The following is a 17,444-nucleotide window of genomic DNA, read 5'->3' on the forward strand; positions in this document are numbered from 1 at the left end:
ACCTTTTTTTATACTTAAAAAAATGAAATCATTAGAGAATTCAAGTACCGAAAAACATAATGTTTCTATTTCTGATTCTTGGCGAAGTAAATTGAAAACCTCTTTTTTCAGTTTTATAACAGTAATTTTCCTTTTAGAAGAAGCTTTTTCGATCTGATGATGCCGATCAAAAATTGACCTGGATTTGCAAAGTTCTGATCAAATTAACCATTAATACACTTCACATTTGTCAACTTTAGAATTCTCTTGGTATTTAGTCACTAAATCCATTACAATATTATTGGTAAGCATTTTTCCAATACCTCCTTTTATATTAGGAATTGTATTAATTAGATCTTTCTTTTCTTCAGATAATTCTGTTCCAAGCATTAAAATGACCATAACATCCTTACATCGCCCTTGTAGCTTTTGCAATTCCTCTAAAAACTCCCATCCATCCATTATAGGCATATTAATATCCAATAGGATTAGATCAGGAATATAAAAAGAATTCAAAAACCGTAAAGCTTCTTCTCCATTCTTAGCAATTTGTATTTCTTCTGATATAGAATTTTTTTCTATGATTACTTTATTAAAAAAGTTAGTAGATGGACTATCATCAACAAGTAAAAATTTTAGTTTTTTCATAAGTTTCTAGGGGATATATAGTTTGAAATTTGAGATTAAATTTACCTTGCTATTTTGTATGAAAAGTGTTTTCCTATCACTTGATTAATGACATCATTTGATAAAGGTTTATTAATAAAGTCATAGACCAATTCATTTTTCAGGGCTTTTTTTATATCGTTAGGGTCATTAGAAGTAGAAAGCATTATTATCTTTATATCATCGATAACATCTTTTTCTAAATTCGCAAATTCTTCCAAAAAATCCCAACCATTCATAAAAGGCATATTGATATCTAAAAAAATTAGTTCTGGTTTTTTATGAAGTTGATTATTTATATTTTTTAGATACTCTAGAGCATTTTTTGCTTCTTGAATTACTTTCACATCTTTAAAAGCTTTGTGTTTTAATAGCATACGTTTGTTAAAGAAATTGGTTGCTTTATCATCATCAATTAATAATGAGTAGGTTACAATATCATTCATTTAGTTTAGGGTTTTAAGAAAGAAAAAGGTTGGTATTTTATTATGCTATTACTTCTTAGAAACCAGCATATTGAGCAGAATTAGTAAAAATTTCTGAAAAGCCGTGATAATCATTTAAAACTTCAACACTCAGATATTCTAATATAGGATAATTTACTTTGTGATACATTGAAGTATAATCATCTAATCTAAAATTTAGAAGTTTAGCCTCTACCCAATCTCTTTTTTGCTTTTTGATTTGTGTTTTTGTAATAGATCCATCTTGAATTCTATTATCATTTTCTGACAGTTCATCTGTTAATTCTTTGGCACGTATAATCATGGATTTATACTCTGCTACTCTATACATCAGAGTATATTCTTTGTACACAATAATTTCTTTAGGTGTATACTGTTCTTTCGTTTCAGTTTGTTCCGAAATTCCTATTTCTGAAAAATAAATTTCTTCATCTTGGGAATATAGAACGGTAAAATTCACAAAAAGCAAAATCATCGAAATTTTTTTAATAGTCTTCATATAACATAGTTTATAATTCTACGTCGAAATTAGATTCGAAACCTCAAAAAGGCAATTTCAACAAAATATCCAAACACTTTTCTTCGTCAAAAAACTGCTTTATCGGATAAAATGCACATTGTTCTCAATTAACTAAGTTATTTATTATCAATTGTTTAATCAATGAAAAACATCGATTACGGCTACACCACAGGTCTACCACTAATTAGCCGTAAAAAACTTCAGATAATATTAATTTATGAAACTGATAATTACATTAGGCTCGTCAATCCTTTTTCTTAATTTAATTTTATAAACTCCCGATTTCGCTTCTGGAATGGAGAAAATAACTTATTTTGAACTTTATAATCTAGATTTTATTACCAAACAGGTGTCTTACTATTTTTTATGAATAATTATCGTTAATATATGGTATTCAAAAAAAAAAGAACCATACTATACATAACTAGAGAGACATTTAAAAAAGATATACATATAGAAATCGTATGATATATAACAGCGATATAACATCAACCATGAAAACAGCTTGTTTTGAAAAAAGTTATGTATTTATAATTGCCATTATAAGAAAATATATTTCATGTGTAATTTTACTTCTTACAAGTTTAACCATATCAGCTCAAAAAAAATCTCAAAAATTCATTCATTACGGGAAGCAGGATGGTCTTAATCAAAGTAGTGTAAATTTCATTTATCAAGATTCTCAAGATTATCTGTGGATTGCCAATTTTGGAGGAATTAACAGGTTTGATGGTTATAATTTCACTTCTTATATAAATGAATTTAATGATGACAATTCGATTTCTGATAATTCAGTTTGGACAATTTTAGAAAAAACAAATAAGACACTATGGTTTGGAACAAAAGCCGGATTAAGCAAATACAATCATAAGACTGGTAACTTCGTCAATTACTTCATTCGAGACAATAAAAAATCATCCGGTACTTTAGCTGTCAAAGCTCTTTTTGAAGATAAAAATGGACGATTTTATATTGGATCTGAAGGTGAAGGACTGTTTACATTTTCCGATAAAAACAAAACGTTTAACCTTGTTGATCTGATTCCTGATAATGCTAAAATAAGCGCTATTTCTGAGGATATTTATGATAACTTATGGATAGGTACAGAGAATTTAGGGCTTTTTAAAATTTCTTCTGACAGATCCGGTGTAGTTAATTTTCTCGAAACAGATTCTTTTTTAAGTGAAGTAATATGGAGTCTATATTCTGATGAAAAAGGTAATACCTGGATAGGAACTGATAAAGACGGTTTAGTAAAATATGATGAAGCTAATAGCTCTTTTGTTTTTTATAAAAATCAAACAGATAATCTTAACTACAAAGCAGGTGATAAAATAAAAACTATTACAAAATTTGAAGATGCTCTCTGGATAGGTAGCGCTACTCAAGGATTATCTTATTTTTCATATAAAGAAAATCGTTTTTTTAATTATTTAAAAGACCCACACAACGCTAATTCATTATTTGATAACGATGTGAGTAGTATATTTCCTGGGGCTAATGGTGTACTATATGTTGGGTTTTACACCAAAGGATTTGACAAGGTCATTTCAACTCCTTTTCGGACATTAAAACATAATCCTAAAAACGACAATACACTTAGTGATGATAACGTGTATTGTATGTATTTGGATCATCAAGATATGCTTTGGTTTGGCACTTTTGGAGGTGGGCTTAATTCGTATAACCCAAAAACAAATCAATTTAAACACTATAAACATAATAAAAACAATGTAAATACGATAAGTCACGATTGGATACGCATTATTTATGAAGACCGTAATAACACTATGTGGATTGGCACTTGGGGAGGTGGATTAAATAAATTTGATCAAAAAACTGGTGTTTTCAAACGTTATTTACCAAAACTCGGCAAAAATAATAGCTTAAATCATAATATTATTACAGCCTTGTTTGAAGATAATGATGGTGAGTTATGGATAGGAACCTATGGTGGTGGAATCAATATTTATCAACCCAAAACAGATGATTTTAAGTCTATAATTCATGATAAAAATGATCCAAACTCTCTAAGCGATGATCATATTACTTCTTTTTATCAAGATAAAAATGGTTTAATATGGATTTGCACCTATGGGGGTGGTCTTAATGCTTATGATAAAACTACTAATACATTTGAAAGATTTCTACCTAATCCTGAACAAAAATACAGTCTGAACAATTACAAAACACTGCATATTTATGATGTTTCAAATGACGATTTCTTTTGGATTACTACGCTGGGAGGTGGAATCAATAAGTTCTATTATAAAGAAAATAAATTTCTTAACTACACCGAAAAAGACGGACTATCTAATAACTCAACCATGGGTATGTTGCTGGATCCTTATCAAAACTATTGGATAAGTTCTAATAATGGGCTATCCCGTTTTGATCCGGTTAAAGAAACTTTTATCAATTACACTACACTTGATGGATTAGGCAGCGATGATTATAATTTAGAAGCATTCGCCAAAACCAATGACGGAATACTCTATTTTGGAGGTAAGGAAGGCGTAACCTATTTTAATCCAAAAGATATAAGTTCTCAAATCAATTTCCCACGAGTTGCGTTCACAAATATTAAAATAGAAGATAGTGTACAAAGTATTTCTTCCAAAAAACTAGAAATTCCTTATAAAGAACGTATAACTATTGAATATGCTGCACTGAATCCAGATAAAGCTGCTAATATTAGATATGCATATCAGCTTATTGGCCGGGATAAGGATTGGAATTTTGTAGGCAAAAACAGGTATTTAGAATTCACAAATTTGATTCCTGGAGACTATGAGCTAAGAATAAAATCTACGAACAGTGATCAAATATGGCATACGCAATACGCTAGTGTTTCTATAGACATTCCTGCCCCTTGGTACATGAACTGGTATTATAGAGGGATAGCTATCTTCCTATTTTTATTATCAGGGTATATCTATTATTGGATAAAGATAAATCAAGCCAGACGCCGTAATAAGTTATTAGAAGAAAAAGTAGAAGAAAGAACCATAACTATAAAGAAAAAAAACATAGCCCTAAAAAGCGAAAAGGAAAAAACAGAGAATGCTTACAAACAATTAAAAAAGTTAGAACTATTTAAAAATGAGTTTACTGGTATGTTAGCTCACGATCTTAAAAACCCCTTAGTGACTATTTTGGGCTATTCCTCAGAACACTCTTATAATACAGATTTAGAAAGCATTAATAAATCAGGTAAAAAAATGCTTCACCTAATAGAAAATATGCTGGAAGTTCAAAAGTTCGAAAATGCCGAAGTAAAACTTGACCTGAAGAAGAGCAATCTTAAAAGCATAGGAGTCGAAGCCCTAAAGCAGGTTAAGATTCTTGCCGATGAAAAAAGAATTCAAATCCATAATACGATTAAAGAAGAATATACCGTAGATGTGGATAGACATATTATTGAGCGTGTTTTTGTGAATCTATTGTCTAACGCAATTAAATTTTCTCCTACTGATAGTGAAATCGAAATTTTAGGAGACGTAAATGAAGACAATTCTGATGAAATCATTGTTTGTATTAAAGATTATGGAGCAGGAATACCCGTACTTAAGCTACAATCCATCTTTGTCAAATTCTCACAAGCTGAAGCCAGAGATTCTGGTGGTACTCGTTCTACTGGCTTAGGACTTACTTTCTGTAAAATGGCTATAGAAGCTCATAAAGGTACTATCTGGGTAACATCAGAAATTGACAAAGGGAGTTCATTCTATTTCAACCTTCCTAAACTTGAGGATAAGATTTTAGTTGAAAATATGGGGAAAATTGAAAGTAGTAATTATAGGAGTCCTCTATATACTTTAAAATTTCAAGAAGAAGACTTAATTTTGTTTCATCCATTTACAGAAAAAATTAATACCTTAACCATTTATGAAACAGGCGAATGGTTTGATATTTTTGATCATTTAGAAGAAACAGAAAATATTAAACGATGGAAGCAAATGATGATGGATGCCCTTACTAGTTTTGATGAAAATGCTTTTTCTTATCTAAAGCAATTAGTTGTAAAACCAATAGTAAACTAAGATCAATAGTATAAATACCTATATGGAATATTCTATATTGGTCGTAGATGACCAACCTGATAATATCAAATACATAAGTCTGTTATTAAAAGAGATGGAATTAGGAAAAAAGATATACTCTGCTCCTAATGGAAAAATAGCTCTTGGATTAGCAGAAAAAATTACACCTGATATAATTTTATCAGACTGGGAGATGCCAGAAATGAATGGTTTAGAATTGCTAAAAGCATTAAAACAATCATCTAAAACAAAAGATATTCCTTTTATAATGATTTCTGCAGTAAAGGTCGATGCAGTATCAATGAAGGAAAGTTTTGACGCTGGTGTCCATGATTATCTAAAAAAACCTTTTGACAAGCTTGAATTTATGGCACGAGTAAGTGCTACGCTAAAACTACAAGGTGCTTATCTAAAAATTAAAAAAAATAATGATGAGATAGCAAACCAAGCACTTCTAATTTCGAAACAACACGAAGAGCTTAAAAAACTTAATAAACTAAAGGATAATATTTTTTCAATTATATCTCATGATGTTAGATCACCGTTGGCTACACTAGATGGGCTTTTACAATTATTTGATGACGACCAACATATCCTTAGCGAAGAAGAATTAAGAGAATATACAGGTGTTGTACGACTAGAACTAAATAAAGTACAAACACTATTAGACAATTTGTTGTATTGGGCAAAATCTCAATTAGCAAATATGCAGGATACCAAATCTAATGTAGATGTGTATGAAATTACTCAGGAAGTCTTAAGTTTATTTGAAGAAAGAACTAAAAAGAAAAAATTAAGCCTTCATAATAATATAGATCCGGATTATATTATTTATGCAGACAAGAACATGTTATCGTTTGTAATTAGAAACTTACTTGCCAATTCAGTTAAATATACCTTAGATGAAGGAAGTATTAGCATAGACGCAGAGTTTTTGATAGATTCTGTTAAAGTATCAATAAAAGACAATGGTATAGGAATGAGCAGTGAAACCTTAGAGAATTTATTTAAAGATAAAACAGTCGACACACAAACCGGAACATCAGGAGAAATGGGCACAGGATTAGGCCTTGTTCTATGTAAAGATCTAATTGAGCAGAATGGCGGTTCTATATCCGTGAAAAGTACATTAGGAAAAGGTAGTGAGTTTAATTTTGTAATTCCATACAACACATAAATAACTTCTGAAATTGGTTTATTAATAAATAAGCCCTACAACAACAAAAGAACCTACACCCTTATATTACAATGACTTACACTTATATCACCTCCTAAAAAAACACAAACCTGCACTTTATCGGATAAAGTGTATTTCATCGATTTTTTATTTTTAAATTTAATCTAAAAATATGAATCCTAGGTAGTTCAAGCTAGTTTCGTCCTCAATGAAAAAGAAATATTTAATTTTTAATATCTCTAAACTTAATTGATTGTCAGTTTATTAATTCAGTGATACTAATAATTTTTTATTTAATTTAAAACACACAAGTATGAAAATTTTTTACGGAATCTTGGTCGTAGACCTAAAAGCATTTAAAAAATTTATTTCTCAATTGCCTGCGGCAAGTAGTAACGCGATACATCGATAGATTATTACTTTATTACAAAAAAAATACTTATCTCTTTTTGATTTAAGTATAAAAAATAGAGTGTAAAAAAGGAAGTTTTAATATATAAAAAATCTTTTTTACACTCTATTATTATTTAATAGCGTATTCACTAAACATTTGTTAGCGTAAATAAATAAACCCTTTTCCGAATCTATATTAGTCGATATTGCGAGATATGTGTTTGTAGATCTTGTTAAGGAGATCTTCTTGTATAAACGGTTTATTGATAAAGTCGTCCATACCTGATCTAAGACATTTTTCCCTTTCTCCCTTTGCATTCTGAGCAGTAAATCCGATTATTGGGATTCGTGACACATCCTTATCACTATAGTTGTTTCGGATCTTGTGAGTAGCCGTATACCCATTCATTGGGGACATCATAAGATCCATTAATATAATATCGTATTTCTTTTTTTCAACACATTTTATTGCTTCTTTACCATTCATGGCAGTATCGACAAAAAAACTTCCGTGAGAAATTAATAATTTCATCACCAAATATTGATTTACCTCTTTATCCTCAACCAATAAAACTCTAAATTTTCGGCCAATTTCCGGAAGCTTATATTTTTTAATTTTCTTCGTATGTTGAGTGTCTACTATTTCGGTTTTAAAAGGAAGATTAAGACTAAATGAACTCCCTTCATTGATGTTACTGATTACCTTAATAGTTCCATCCATCAGATCAACTAAATTCTTAACAATCGTTAAACCTAATCCAGTTCCAGTGACCTGCTTATCTTCATGGAATCGGGTAAACCTATCAAATATGAATTCTAAGTTTTCCTGGGAGATGCCCTCCCCAGTATCTGATACAGTAAAATTAACACTAAGTTTATTATGCTTTTTATAATTTCTGGTCACTTTAAGACTTACCTTTCCTTCTTTTGTGTATCTAAAGGCATTATTAAGAAGATTAAGAAGTATCTGTTGTATCCTTATTGGATCACCAATAAGTTCTTGTGGTAAGTTTTTATCCAGATAAACTTCAAAGTCAATATCTTTTTCTTTTGCTAAATGCGTATATCTTTCCTTAATTTCGTCGATAAGTTTTGTGAAATCAAAGCTTTCTTTTTTGATTTCTAAAGTACCTTCTTCGATTTTTGAAATATCCAGCATATCCGTAATAATAGATTCCAAATATTTACTCTCTCGCTTTATAATACCGAGCATTTCTTCTTGATCAAAACTTAGTTTAGTTTTTTCCAAAAGCTCCGTAAAACCAATAATACCTGTTAATGGCGTTTTAATTTGATGATTGATATTGGCAATAAGACTGTTTTTAAATTCTTCTTTTTGTTCTAAAAACTGATGTTTTAGCTCTAACTCTCTATTAATAATCTTAGTCTCTTTCTTCTGTTGCACGATCTTAGTAAGCTCCTGGTATTTTTTTGTGTATTCAAAAATAGCCACTAGTATCTCTGTAGGCTCAAAACTTATAGTTACATCACATATTTTAATATTAGATGATTCCTCAAAATGGATACATGGAAAAGTGTGTTCCTTATCGCTTCGATTTGGGTTTTTTAATAATTCTTTAATAATTCCAAAAAACGGGTGCATATCAAAGATAAAGCTCCCTTCTTCCCAATTAAATAATACAGCATCCGTTTGTTTTATGACTCCTTCAAAAGAGAGTGCAATAATCTGCATATTCTTTTGAAATTTTAGTCTATATTCTTGATTAAGGATAGATCCCATATTATCTTAAATCATTTACTTTTATTCCTAATATCTATAACCTTCTTACGTTTTGTTATAAAAAGTTTGTTTAAATCTACCCGAACTCTGGAGATAATATACTTGTTCCTATAGGTCAATTAAATATACTATTTTTATGACCATCATCCAATTGATCTGTGAATAACAATATTCACTGTTTTTTCTCCATACATAATTAAGAATAGTAAAATACACTTGAATTTCTAGCAAATAAACCCTCACTACAAACAAGATTCGGCCAAAGTTATTTTTTTACTACCTCACCTTGTTGAAAAGTATGGTTCTTGTCCTTATAACGATGCACTTTTTCTGAGTAATGAAAAGTTTCTACATCTGCTTCTTTAATTTCAAAACCTTGATAAAAGACTTTTCCGTCTACTTTAAGATGTGTTTTATTAAGAATATTTACACTTTCAAAACTAGTGTAAGGAATTATTTGCAATTCTTTTTCGATTCTACCTCTTACATATTCAGCGAAATAGTAAATATTTGTTTTGTCATAAGTAAAATAATCGTCCATTTTCTTAAAACTACTCACATCCACATCAAATGCTTTAAAGAATTGATAGGTATGACAATAGGCTTGATTTTTATCTAAATGAAAAGACTCATTTATTTGTTTAAAAGTAGCATAATCTACATCGATCATTTTATAGTCAAAGAAGTTATTTTTATCATCTTGGGCAAAATATTGATTTAATTGTAGGAAAGCGGTTGGATTTGCCCCTTCAATAATAGTAGCTTTTGTTTTAAATTTACCTTGCTCTACTTCTCGGTCGAATATATAAACATTGTTTTTATCTAAACCAATGTCCCACATCCAATCTTCTTCTTTTGCAAAAAAGCTTTTCACATCAATACTAGGATAATGAGCTGCTCCTCCCTGATAATAAACATTGTTTTTATCCTTGCCGAATTTATTAGTCAAAACTTCAAAACTACCAACATCAGCTTGTAGTTTAGTGGCCTCTAATTCAAACCAGTTTCCATTAGGACTATAGATAACATCTGTTTTCGAACTGTTGTAAAAATGACTATTCGATATTTTTTCGTCAACTGGATTTCCTAGAGGGCTACACGCCTGAACTAACCATATAAATGGAGCAAATAAAATTTTGAAGATCGTTTTCATCTATATTGGGATCGTTTATTTGATTGTAAAAAAGATAGTGTTTTTTTAATTATATCCTTAATCAATCTAATTACATAAAATATTCAGTACCATCATAAGTGATATAACCCGATTGAAAATTTGCGTTTTTCACGAAAGCAAGTCCGTATTCAAAACGACGTGCTAGAATATATTTAGGAGGTACAATTTCTTTTCCTGAAGCATCAATGAAACCAAAATTAAAGACTCCCGATATACTCCCAGTGGCTTCAATAGTTTCTATAGTGTTATCAAAATTTAATTTGGGATCCAGAACCGAAACCAAAGAAAGATCCTCGCAATAAGGATCTATTGTACAATATTTTGGTACTACTACCTCTTCTCCTTTATAATTCGCATATCCTAACAATGCTCCTTTTTTAATAGGTATCCTTCCTCGTTCTATTGTTTGTATCACTTGTCCCATTGCTTTAGGTACATCATATTGAATCGGAAGTAAAAATGTACCATCTGGCTTTACGAGACCCCATTTATCATCTTTAACTACGTGCATAAAACATTCCTCATCAGGACCAAACATTCGGATATAAGAATCGCTTATTTTTTTTCCTTGTTTATCGATAAAATAAACATATTCATCCTGAAATATAGCACAAGCTCCATGATCAAAATCCAGCGCATATTGATACTGAAAATCAATTACTACCACTCCTTTTTCATCAATAAAACCATATAACCCATCTTTTTGAGCAGCACTAAGTCCATCTCTTAACTCTCCTAATTCCGAAAACTGAGGTGTGACTACCCATTCACCATCATGATTTATGGTCCCCCAATTAGCTCCTTCTTTACAAGCAGCTTGACCATTAGAAAACCCTCTTGCCTCATCATATCTAGCTTCGACAATCAACGTTCCTGTTTTTGATAAAAGTCCATATTTCTCATTATCTACAAAAGGCCAATTCTCATTTTCTATTGATTTAATATCATCGTATTTAGGAGCTAGTAACTCTTCTCCTTCTTCTGTGATTAATCCCCATTTGTTATTTTTTTTAAAAGGAGCAATTCCATCAAAAAACTCCTTAATCGCTTCTATTTCTTTGATGATCTCTATTGGAATTTTTGGATAAGACCTTCCCGAAACCATGGTTCTCCATCCTTTATCAAATGCTTCATCTATTACCATTTCTCCGTCATCGTGTACAATAGGAATAAGTGTTTCGCCAGTAGAAGAAATCAGACCATATTTATCCTCAAGTCTAACCAATGCAACGTTATCAATAAACGGATAGGTTTGATCGTATATTAATGGAATTACAATATTTTTTTTACGATCAGAGAATCCCCATTTCTCTTCTTTTCGAAAAGGTATAAGCTCCGGAAAATACTGAGTTTGTTTATGATTTTTCATAATATCTTGAGGTATTTTTCTTTAGAAATGAACCAATATAAATATATTATTTTTAAACTAACCACTTGATGAAATTTAGTACATACTTATATCACATTGACTTTCAATATCTAATAATGCATTAGCAGTATTATAAAATCTATATTCTGAATATCCCTTTAGATTGAAGTGTAGGTGTCTTTCTAATTTGAAACACCAATAAAATGATTACTAGGAATTCTTTAAAAAGGATCATCTCTTTTTTCTATTATACAATCTTTGATGCAAGACATCAGATTTTTGGACATAAAAAAAACTTCAGAAAATCACTGAAGCTTTTACTTTGTAACCGGATTGAATTAGTTCCTGCACTAGATTTCGTCTTTGGGTTTTAAGTGATAACTCGACCAAAAAATCATCTGAGCTTTTCACTAAAAAAGGCTTAAAAATCAATAGATTCCTAAAACGAACAAGACTAACGCTCACTAAAAATATTTTATCCTATATGAAGTCTTTTAAAATACCTTTTAAAACTGACGTATCGCTTTCTGTATTTCTAACCAATTTGTTTTCGCCATTACACTCAAACAAAGCGTAGTTAATCTCCATTAAGCGTAATTTTTTAGTACGAATAGCTTTCTTTTTAAGCTCCTTATAATATTTTATTTGTTCTTTCCGCGCTTGTTCTTTCTCATCCAATTCTTCGGTAGCCTCATCCTTTCTATAAAACTCAAGAACCAATTTCAAATCCTCATAATAGGCATCTAAAGGAAGTTTTGTTCTTCCTTTTCCTCTCTTATGGAGATTTCCTACCAGGGTGTCAAAAGTATGTTTTCTGGATGCTTTTTGTTGTAATAATTCATCACATAAATTTACTAGATAATACTCGTCACTATTTTGAATAGCACGTAAATTTTGTTCTTTTTTGCTAACGGGACTTATTAATTCTTTTGGGGCATATTTCTTTCCAGGTGCTACAAAATACCAATAAATATTATCCAATCTTCTTTCTGCATGTATCGTTGGTATTTTAGCAAGCTGTGATTCCTCATCTAATTTCCGTAATACTTTACGAATCGGCAATCCCTTTTTTTTGTCTTTATTAAAAACTCCAGCTTCAATTAATGCAGGCATAATTGCTTTTGCAGGAATCCAATCAATAGAAGGGTTTGTATTAAAATAATGAGTTATCACTTCATTAATCTTTACTATATTTTCTTCGCTCATAACATTTAATCTTACCAATTAATTTGGGAGTATATAAAAAATCTTGTTTTCATTACAGTATAATTTTTCAAAAGTAATGTATTATCGAATACTTCTCTTATATCTCTTCAATGTAAAATAAATTAAAGAAGGTTCTTTTGGATATTTCCAAAAAAGTGAGGTTGAGGACTATTGATTTTTTGACAAACCATTATTTATCACTCCAAGGCTTTTTAAAGGTAACGGAAACTATACCCGAATCCATGACCTTCGGGTTATGAGTGTTTTACCCTTACATATCAAATTAACGCAATTACATTGAAAATCAATTACTTATGTTTAAAAATATATTATTTTACATCAAATAACATCATATAAAACCATAAAATGTTGTACCTATGTTGTACCCGAAAATTGTATCTTTACAATCTAAAGATTTTTATACGGCAACGGTAAGATTAGATTTCTTTGCTGTAGCTAATATTCATCTTGAAAATCTAAAGGGCAGAAACAAACATCATCAATATGATACCGAGATTGGTCGTTTAAAAAAGTTTAAAGCGTTTTTAAGACAAGACGAACTTTCGTTCAGTAAATTAACCCCTTCCTTGCTTAAGCGCTTTGAAGGTTATCTCTTAGAAAATCAGAAGCGTTCACCAAGAACTGCAGTTAATTATTTAATCTTGATTAGGACAATCTACAATCTCGCAATTTCCGAATCCATAGTTGACAGAGGTCGCTATCCTTTTGGAAAAGGTAAAGTGACTATTCGTATTCCAGAATCTCAAAAAATCGGATTGAACAAAGAAGAAATTCAGAAATTGGAATCCGCTAACAATCTTTCGGAAGCACAGCAGAATGCTGTTAATGTTTGGCTCATCAGTTTCTATTTTGCAGGTATTAGGATTGCGGATGTCTTACAACTAAAATGGTCGGATATTGTTGATGACCGTCTACTTTATAGAATGGACAAAAATAGTAAGCTAGTTTCTTTGAAAGTTCCTGAAAAAGCCAAAAATATATTCCTCATATATAGAAAATTAGAAATACAGAATAATCTTATATTTCCATATCTCGAGAACACTAATTTAAGAAATCAAGAAGAAGTTTCTGTAAGAACTCAATCTGTTACTCGAAACCTGAATCGAGCATTAAAGAGAGCTTCAATACAAGTTGGTATCAAAAAAAATATGAGTATGCACATCGCTCGTCACAGTTTCGGAAATATTTCAGGCGACAAAATACCCATTCAGATGCTACAAAAATTATATCGCCATTCCTCTATAACTACTACAATTCGCTATCAAGCCAACTTCATTCATAAAGATGCTGATGATGCTTTAGATAGTGTTGTGAACTTTTAGTAAAATATTGTTGTTAAAAGTCGCTTACATTTCTAAATTTACAGAATGGATAGTCAATACACTCCTTTAATTAATAATATGTCAAAATTTGTATCTCTTACAGAAGGTGAGATAAATTTGTTTTGTTCATTTCTCTCTTTGAAGGAAGTTAAAAAGAAAGATTATTTATTAAGGCAAGGGGAAGTTTGCCATTCAAATAATTTTGTCATTAAAGGTTGTTTTAAAGCATTTGATATTAATGATGGCGAAGAAAACATTACACAATTTGCTATTGAGAATTGGTGGCTTGCAGATGTTAAAAGCTTTACAACTCAATGTCCTGCTCTTTTTTTTATTCAGGCATTAGAAGATTCAGCGGTAATTCAATTACCATATGATAAAATGGAAGAGGTGTATCAAAAAATCCCAAAGATTGAGCGTTTCTTTCGTATAGCTTTTCAAATATCATTCGCAAACCTACAAGAGCGTATCGTCAAAATGAATAGCTTGTCCGGTAAAGAACGATATAAGCATTTTATAGCTACATACCCAAAAATTGAACAACGCGTACCACAATACATGATAGGTTCCTATCTTGGTCTAACTCCAGTATTCTTAAGCAATGTTAGAAAAGAGATTGCAAGAGGAAACTAAAATCTCAACTTCATATTTTTCTTAAAGTACTTTAATTTTTTTGATTAAAGATTGATAGAGATTTGCATCAGAAATTAATGTAAACTTTTAAATCATTTAATATTATGAAAAAATTAGCAATAGTATTTGTCTTAAGTCTTGGATTATTCGCTTGTTCCAATACTTCAAAAAAAGAGACCACAAAAAGCGAAGTAGTAGTAAAAGAGAGTTTTAGTGTTACAGCAAAACAAATCATTGATGCCATCGATAGTGGCGATGCTTCTGTATATTCTAAATTACTCACAGAAGATTCCAGGTTTCGTTTTGGAAATTATGATATGGTTCAAGGAAAAGCTGCTGTTTATGAAGCACAAACTGCGTTTTATAGTTCTGTAAAAAGCCTTAAACATGAAATACTGAGAACATGGAAAGATGACAACAGTATTGTAGTCGATCTAATGGTAACATATGTAAGACATGATGATACCACAATTACACTTCCTGTTGTAGATGTATTTGAAATCAAAGACAACAAAGTTGATGCTACCATCATTTTTATGGACATAAACCCTTTATATAATACTAAAGGCTAGATATTATGCTTAAGACAATAGGAATAGACCATGTAAATATTCAAGTACAGAATTTACAGGAGTCATACCAATTTTACAAGAAACTCTTTGGATTTGAAATATTGAAGAATCAGCCAGAAGAGAACAGCTATATTATTGGAAATGAAAACACCAAAATATGTCTTTACGAAGTATCTAATTTACCAAAATACAACAGAAGTAATGGTGGCTTCAATCATTTCTCAATCATAGTGGAAAACTTTGATGATGTCTTAGAGTTATGTAAAAAACTAGGAGTCTATATATGGCATGGAGGACATATTGTAAAGTGGGAAAAATCACGATCCATTTACATCGATGATCCAAATGGATATAATATTGAAATAGGAGATGTTTGGGGCGGAGGTCTTACAGAATAAACAAATTAAAACAAAAATAAATATCAAAATTATGAAACAAAAAATTTTATTCGTTGTGAGCCTGTTATTTGGGCTTATGATGATCAATTCAGGATTAAACAGTTTTTTTAGTTATATGCCCATGCCAGAAGTATCGGAAGCTGGCGGACAATTAATGTATGCCTTTGCAAATTCAAAATGGCTATTCCCTCTTATTGGGATTGCAGAAATAATAGGAGGCGCTCTCTTTATTAGCAACAAACTTCAGGCCTTAGGGGCCATTATTATTTTGCCTGTGACCGTAGGGATTTTATTATTTCACCTTGTGAATGATCCAGCTGGGATACTAATATCAGTAGTATTATTTGCAATTAACCTTTGGGTGATTATAGAAAATAGAGAAAAATATAATTTACTAATAAAATAAAACATTCAAATTATGAAAGATTCAAACAACAAGTTAAAAATTCAAACCATTATTGATGCAATCGACAGTGGGGATCCAACAATATTTGGGGCATTATTAACAGAAGATTCTACCTTCCGCTTTGGAAATTGGGAACAAGTTAAGGGCAAACCAGCAGTATTTGAAGCTCAAACAAATTTTTTCGCCTCTGTAAAAAGTACTAAACATAAAATTTTAAGAACCTGGGAAAATGAGGGGAGTATTGTAGTAGATATGATGGTAACCTATGTAAGACACGATGATTCTACAATTACGCTACCAGTCGCTGATATTTTTGAAATTAAAAATGATAAAATAACAGCAACTACAATTTTTATGGATGTCAATCCATTATATAATCCATCAACTGATTAAACAATGCGGATAACATGTAAAACATATGACCTTATTTTTGCTACTGTTGTTAGCATAGTAATGTCGTTTTTCATGGCCTTTTTTATGCTATTGGTAAATGCTGGTTTTACAAATGATTTTTTTATGCAATGGTTGAAAACCTTTGGTATAGGCATACTTATTTCATTGCCAGTCTCCATAGTTTTTATTCCATTAATAGCAAAAAGTCTTTCCAAAATTTTCAAAGTATACTAATAAACATCTGGAATTAAGTCATTAATTCCAGATGTTATTCTTACAATCTTATATATGAAATTAAACTATTTTAATATAACAGTATCGGTTTTCATTCTTTTATTTTCATCAAAGAATTTTGCACAACAGTCCCCAATTCCAGTTGAATTATTTGCAGGAAATAGAGCTATAACATATCAGCATGTGTTGAATAAAAATATTTTGGATAACAAATTTAATTTCTTTAATGTGGTGTCATTTGACGCAGAGTATGAAGAAAACGGTAATAGCATTTATGTCGTACAAAGCTTAGTTTCTTATAAAATAACAAATAAGTTTTCATTGGGCATTGGAGGTCAATTACAAAACATTGGTGCATTTGCCATTGTAGGTGTTCAATTTGCACATGCAACAGATAATTTTTTATTGGTGATTCTACCAACAGTAACTATAACTGGCAAAACTAACTATGAGCAATTCTTATTATTGGAATATCGACCAAAAATAAATGAGAAAATAAGAGGTTATTTTAGAACTCAATTTTTGGTCAATACAGACTTCACTAAATATAATAGAGGGTATCAACAACTTAGACTGGGATTAGAAAAGAAAAATATTCAATTTGGGCTTGCAGCAACATTCGATCAATTTAATTCCAGTACAATAACGACAAGTAATTATGGGGTTTTTACACGTTTGCTAGTATTCTAAAAATCTTGTGCCAAAAGTCACAGATATTATGCTGATAGCCGAA

Annotated in this window: 17 protein-coding genes; 10 read left to right on the forward strand and 7 right to left on the reverse strand. The window is 30.5% G+C overall.

Going from position 1 to position 17,444, the window contains the following annotated elements; all coding sequences use genetic code 11:
* Positions 1 to 210: 210 nt before the first annotated feature.
* From Q0975_RS06325 to Q0975_RS06335, 3 genes are read right to left on the reverse strand one after another with little or no spacing between them, the layout of a single operon-like run.
* On the reverse strand, positions 211 to 627 hold the full coding sequence (locus tag Q0975_RS06325) for a response regulator (protein WP_299434506.1): 417 nt from the start codon (positions 625 to 627) through the stop codon (positions 211 to 213).
* Between the two features lie 41 nt (positions 628 to 668).
* Positions 669 to 1,091, reverse strand: coding sequence for a response regulator (locus Q0975_RS06330; RefSeq protein ID WP_299434508.1), 423 nt, complete (start codon positions 1,089 to 1,091; stop codon positions 669 to 671).
* Between the two features lie 55 nt (positions 1,092 to 1,146).
* Positions 1,147 to 1,608 (reverse strand): hypothetical protein, encoded by a 462-nt coding sequence (locus tag Q0975_RS06335; RefSeq protein WP_299434510.1) that lies wholly within the window; start codon positions 1,606 to 1,608, stop codon positions 1,147 to 1,149.
* Positions 1,609 to 2,123: 515 nt separating this feature from the next.
* Between Q0975_RS06335 and Q0975_RS06340 the strand changes: the two genes are divergently transcribed.
* Complete coding sequence (locus Q0975_RS06340) at positions 2,124 to 5,672, forward strand: sensor histidine kinase (protein WP_299434512.1); 3,549 nt, start codon at positions 2,124 to 2,126, stop codon at positions 5,670 to 5,672.
* A gap of 22 nt (positions 5,673 to 5,694) precedes the next feature.
* Positions 5,695 to 6,849 (forward strand): hybrid sensor histidine kinase/response regulator, encoded by a 1,155-nt coding sequence (locus tag Q0975_RS06345; RefSeq protein WP_299434514.1) that lies wholly within the window; start codon positions 5,695 to 5,697, stop codon positions 6,847 to 6,849.
* 589 nt (positions 6,850 to 7,438) lie between these two features.
* Here Q0975_RS06345 and Q0975_RS06350 read toward each other — a convergent pair.
* From Q0975_RS06350 to Q0975_RS06365, 4 genes are all read right to left on the reverse strand, one after another.
* The gene (locus Q0975_RS06350) at positions 7,439 to 8,983 is read right to left on the reverse strand and encodes an ATP-binding protein (protein WP_299434516.1); all 1,545 of its coding nucleotides are present in this window, start codon (positions 8,981 to 8,983) and stop codon (positions 7,439 to 7,441) included.
* A gap of 265 nt (positions 8,984 to 9,248) precedes the next feature.
* Entirely contained in the window at positions 9,249 to 10,136 is an 888-nt protein-coding gene (locus tag Q0975_RS06355) for a DKNYY domain-containing protein (RefSeq protein WP_299434518.1), read from the reverse strand.
* 70 nt (positions 10,137 to 10,206) lie between these two features.
* The gene (locus Q0975_RS06360; RefSeq protein WP_299434520.1) at positions 10,207 to 11,526 is read right to left on the reverse strand and encodes a WG repeat-containing protein; all 1,320 of its coding nucleotides are present in this window, start codon (positions 11,524 to 11,526) and stop codon (positions 10,207 to 10,209) included.
* Positions 11,527 to 12,006: 480 nt separating this feature from the next.
* A complete protein-coding gene (locus tag Q0975_RS06365) occupies positions 12,007 to 12,732 on the reverse strand; it encodes a hypothetical protein (RefSeq protein ID WP_299434522.1) in 726 nt (241 codons plus the stop codon).
* 377 nt (positions 12,733 to 13,109) lie between these two features.
* Between Q0975_RS06365 and Q0975_RS06370 the strand changes: the two genes are divergently transcribed.
* From Q0975_RS06370 to Q0975_RS06400, 8 genes are all read left to right on the forward strand, one after another.
* Positions 13,110 to 14,075: a site-specific integrase gene (locus Q0975_RS06370; protein ID WP_299434524.1), complete on the forward strand. Its 966-nt coding sequence runs from the start codon at positions 13,110 to 13,112 to the stop codon at positions 14,073 to 14,075.
* 45 nt (positions 14,076 to 14,120) lie between these two features.
* On the forward strand, positions 14,121 to 14,708 hold the full coding sequence (locus Q0975_RS06375) for a Crp/Fnr family transcriptional regulator (RefSeq protein WP_299434526.1): 588 nt from the start codon (positions 14,121 to 14,123) through the stop codon (positions 14,706 to 14,708).
* Positions 14,709 to 14,812: 104 nt separating this feature from the next.
* Positions 14,813 to 15,280, forward strand: a complete 468-nt coding sequence (locus tag Q0975_RS06380) for a nuclear transport factor 2 family protein (RefSeq protein WP_299434528.1) — start codon at positions 14,813 to 14,815, stop codon at positions 15,278 to 15,280.
* Positions 15,281 to 15,285: 5 nt separating this feature from the next.
* Positions 15,286 to 15,678, forward strand: coding sequence for a VOC family protein (locus Q0975_RS06385; protein WP_299434530.1), 393 nt, complete (start codon positions 15,286 to 15,288; stop codon positions 15,676 to 15,678).
* Positions 15,679 to 15,709: 31 nt separating this feature from the next.
* The gene (locus tag Q0975_RS06390) at positions 15,710 to 16,084 is read left to right on the forward strand and encodes a DoxX family membrane protein (protein WP_299434532.1); all 375 of its coding nucleotides are present in this window, start codon (positions 15,710 to 15,712) and stop codon (positions 16,082 to 16,084) included.
* A 12-nt stretch (positions 16,085 to 16,096) separates the two neighbouring features.
* Entirely contained in the window at positions 16,097 to 16,477 is a 381-nt protein-coding gene (locus tag Q0975_RS06395) for a nuclear transport factor 2 family protein (protein ID WP_299434534.1), read from the forward strand.
* A gap of 60 nt (positions 16,478 to 16,537) precedes the next feature.
* Positions 16,538 to 16,711: a DUF2798 domain-containing protein gene (locus Q0975_RS28485; protein ID WP_366888527.1), complete on the forward strand. Its 174-nt coding sequence runs from the start codon at positions 16,538 to 16,540 to the stop codon at positions 16,709 to 16,711.
* Positions 16,712 to 16,765: 54 nt separating this feature from the next.
* Positions 16,766 to 17,401 (forward strand): hypothetical protein, encoded by a 636-nt coding sequence (locus Q0975_RS06400; protein WP_299434536.1) that lies wholly within the window; start codon positions 16,766 to 16,768, stop codon positions 17,399 to 17,401.
* The last annotated feature ends 43 nt before the right edge of the window (positions 17,402 to 17,444 follow it).

It is taken from the genome of uncultured Aquimarina sp. (genome assembly GCF_947500065.1).
Lineage (GTDB): Bacteria > Bacteroidota > Bacteroidia > Flavobacteriales > Flavobacteriaceae > Aquimarina.

Coding starts and splice junctions, on each gene's coding strand:
- Q0975_RS06325 (WP_299434506.1), bottom strand. CDS start 627: ATGAAAAAACTAAAATTTTTACTTGTTGATGATAGTCCATCTACTAAC.
- Q0975_RS06330 (WP_299434508.1), bottom strand. CDS start 1,091: ATGAATGATATTGTAACCTACTCATTATTAATTGATGATGATAAAGCA.
- Q0975_RS06335 (WP_299434510.1), bottom strand. CDS start 1,608: ATGAAGACTATTAAAAAAATTTCGATGATTTTGCTTTTTGTGAATTTT.
- Q0975_RS06340 (WP_299434512.1), top strand. CDS start 2,124: ATGAAAACAGCTTGTTTTGAAAAAAGTTATGTATTTATAATTGCCATT.
- Q0975_RS06345 (WP_299434514.1), top strand. CDS start 5,695: ATGGAATATTCTATATTGGTCGTAGATGACCAACCTGATAATATCAAA.
- Q0975_RS06350 (WP_299434516.1), bottom strand. CDS start 8,983: ATGGGATCTATCCTTAATCAAGAATATAGACTAAAATTTCAAAAGAAT.
- Q0975_RS06355 (WP_299434518.1), bottom strand. CDS start 10,136: ATGAAAACGATCTTCAAAATTTTATTTGCTCCATTTATATGGTTAGTT.
- Q0975_RS06360 (WP_299434520.1), bottom strand. CDS start 11,526: ATGAAAAATCATAAACAAACTCAGTATTTTCCGGAGCTTATACCTTTT.
- Q0975_RS06365 (WP_299434522.1), bottom strand. CDS start 12,732: ATGAGCGAAGAAAATATAGTAAAGATTAATGAAGTGATAACTCATTAT.
- Q0975_RS06370 (WP_299434524.1), top strand. CDS start 13,110: ATGTTGTACCCGAAAATTGTATCTTTACAATCTAAAGATTTTTATACG.
- Q0975_RS06375 (WP_299434526.1), top strand. CDS start 14,121: ATGGATAGTCAATACACTCCTTTAATTAATAATATGTCAAAATTTGTA.
- Q0975_RS06380 (WP_299434528.1), top strand. CDS start 14,813: ATGAAAAAATTAGCAATAGTATTTGTCTTAAGTCTTGGATTATTCGCT.
- Q0975_RS06385 (WP_299434530.1), top strand. CDS start 15,286: ATGCTTAAGACAATAGGAATAGACCATGTAAATATTCAAGTACAGAAT.
- Q0975_RS06390 (WP_299434532.1), top strand. CDS start 15,710: ATGAAACAAAAAATTTTATTCGTTGTGAGCCTGTTATTTGGGCTTATG.
- Q0975_RS06395 (WP_299434534.1), top strand. CDS start 16,097: ATGAAAGATTCAAACAACAAGTTAAAAATTCAAACCATTATTGATGCA.
- Q0975_RS28485 (WP_366888527.1), top strand. CDS start 16,538: ATGTCGTTTTTCATGGCCTTTTTTATGCTATTGGTAAATGCTGGTTTT.
- Q0975_RS06400 (WP_299434536.1), top strand. CDS start 16,766: ATGAAATTAAACTATTTTAATATAACAGTATCGGTTTTCATTCTTTTA.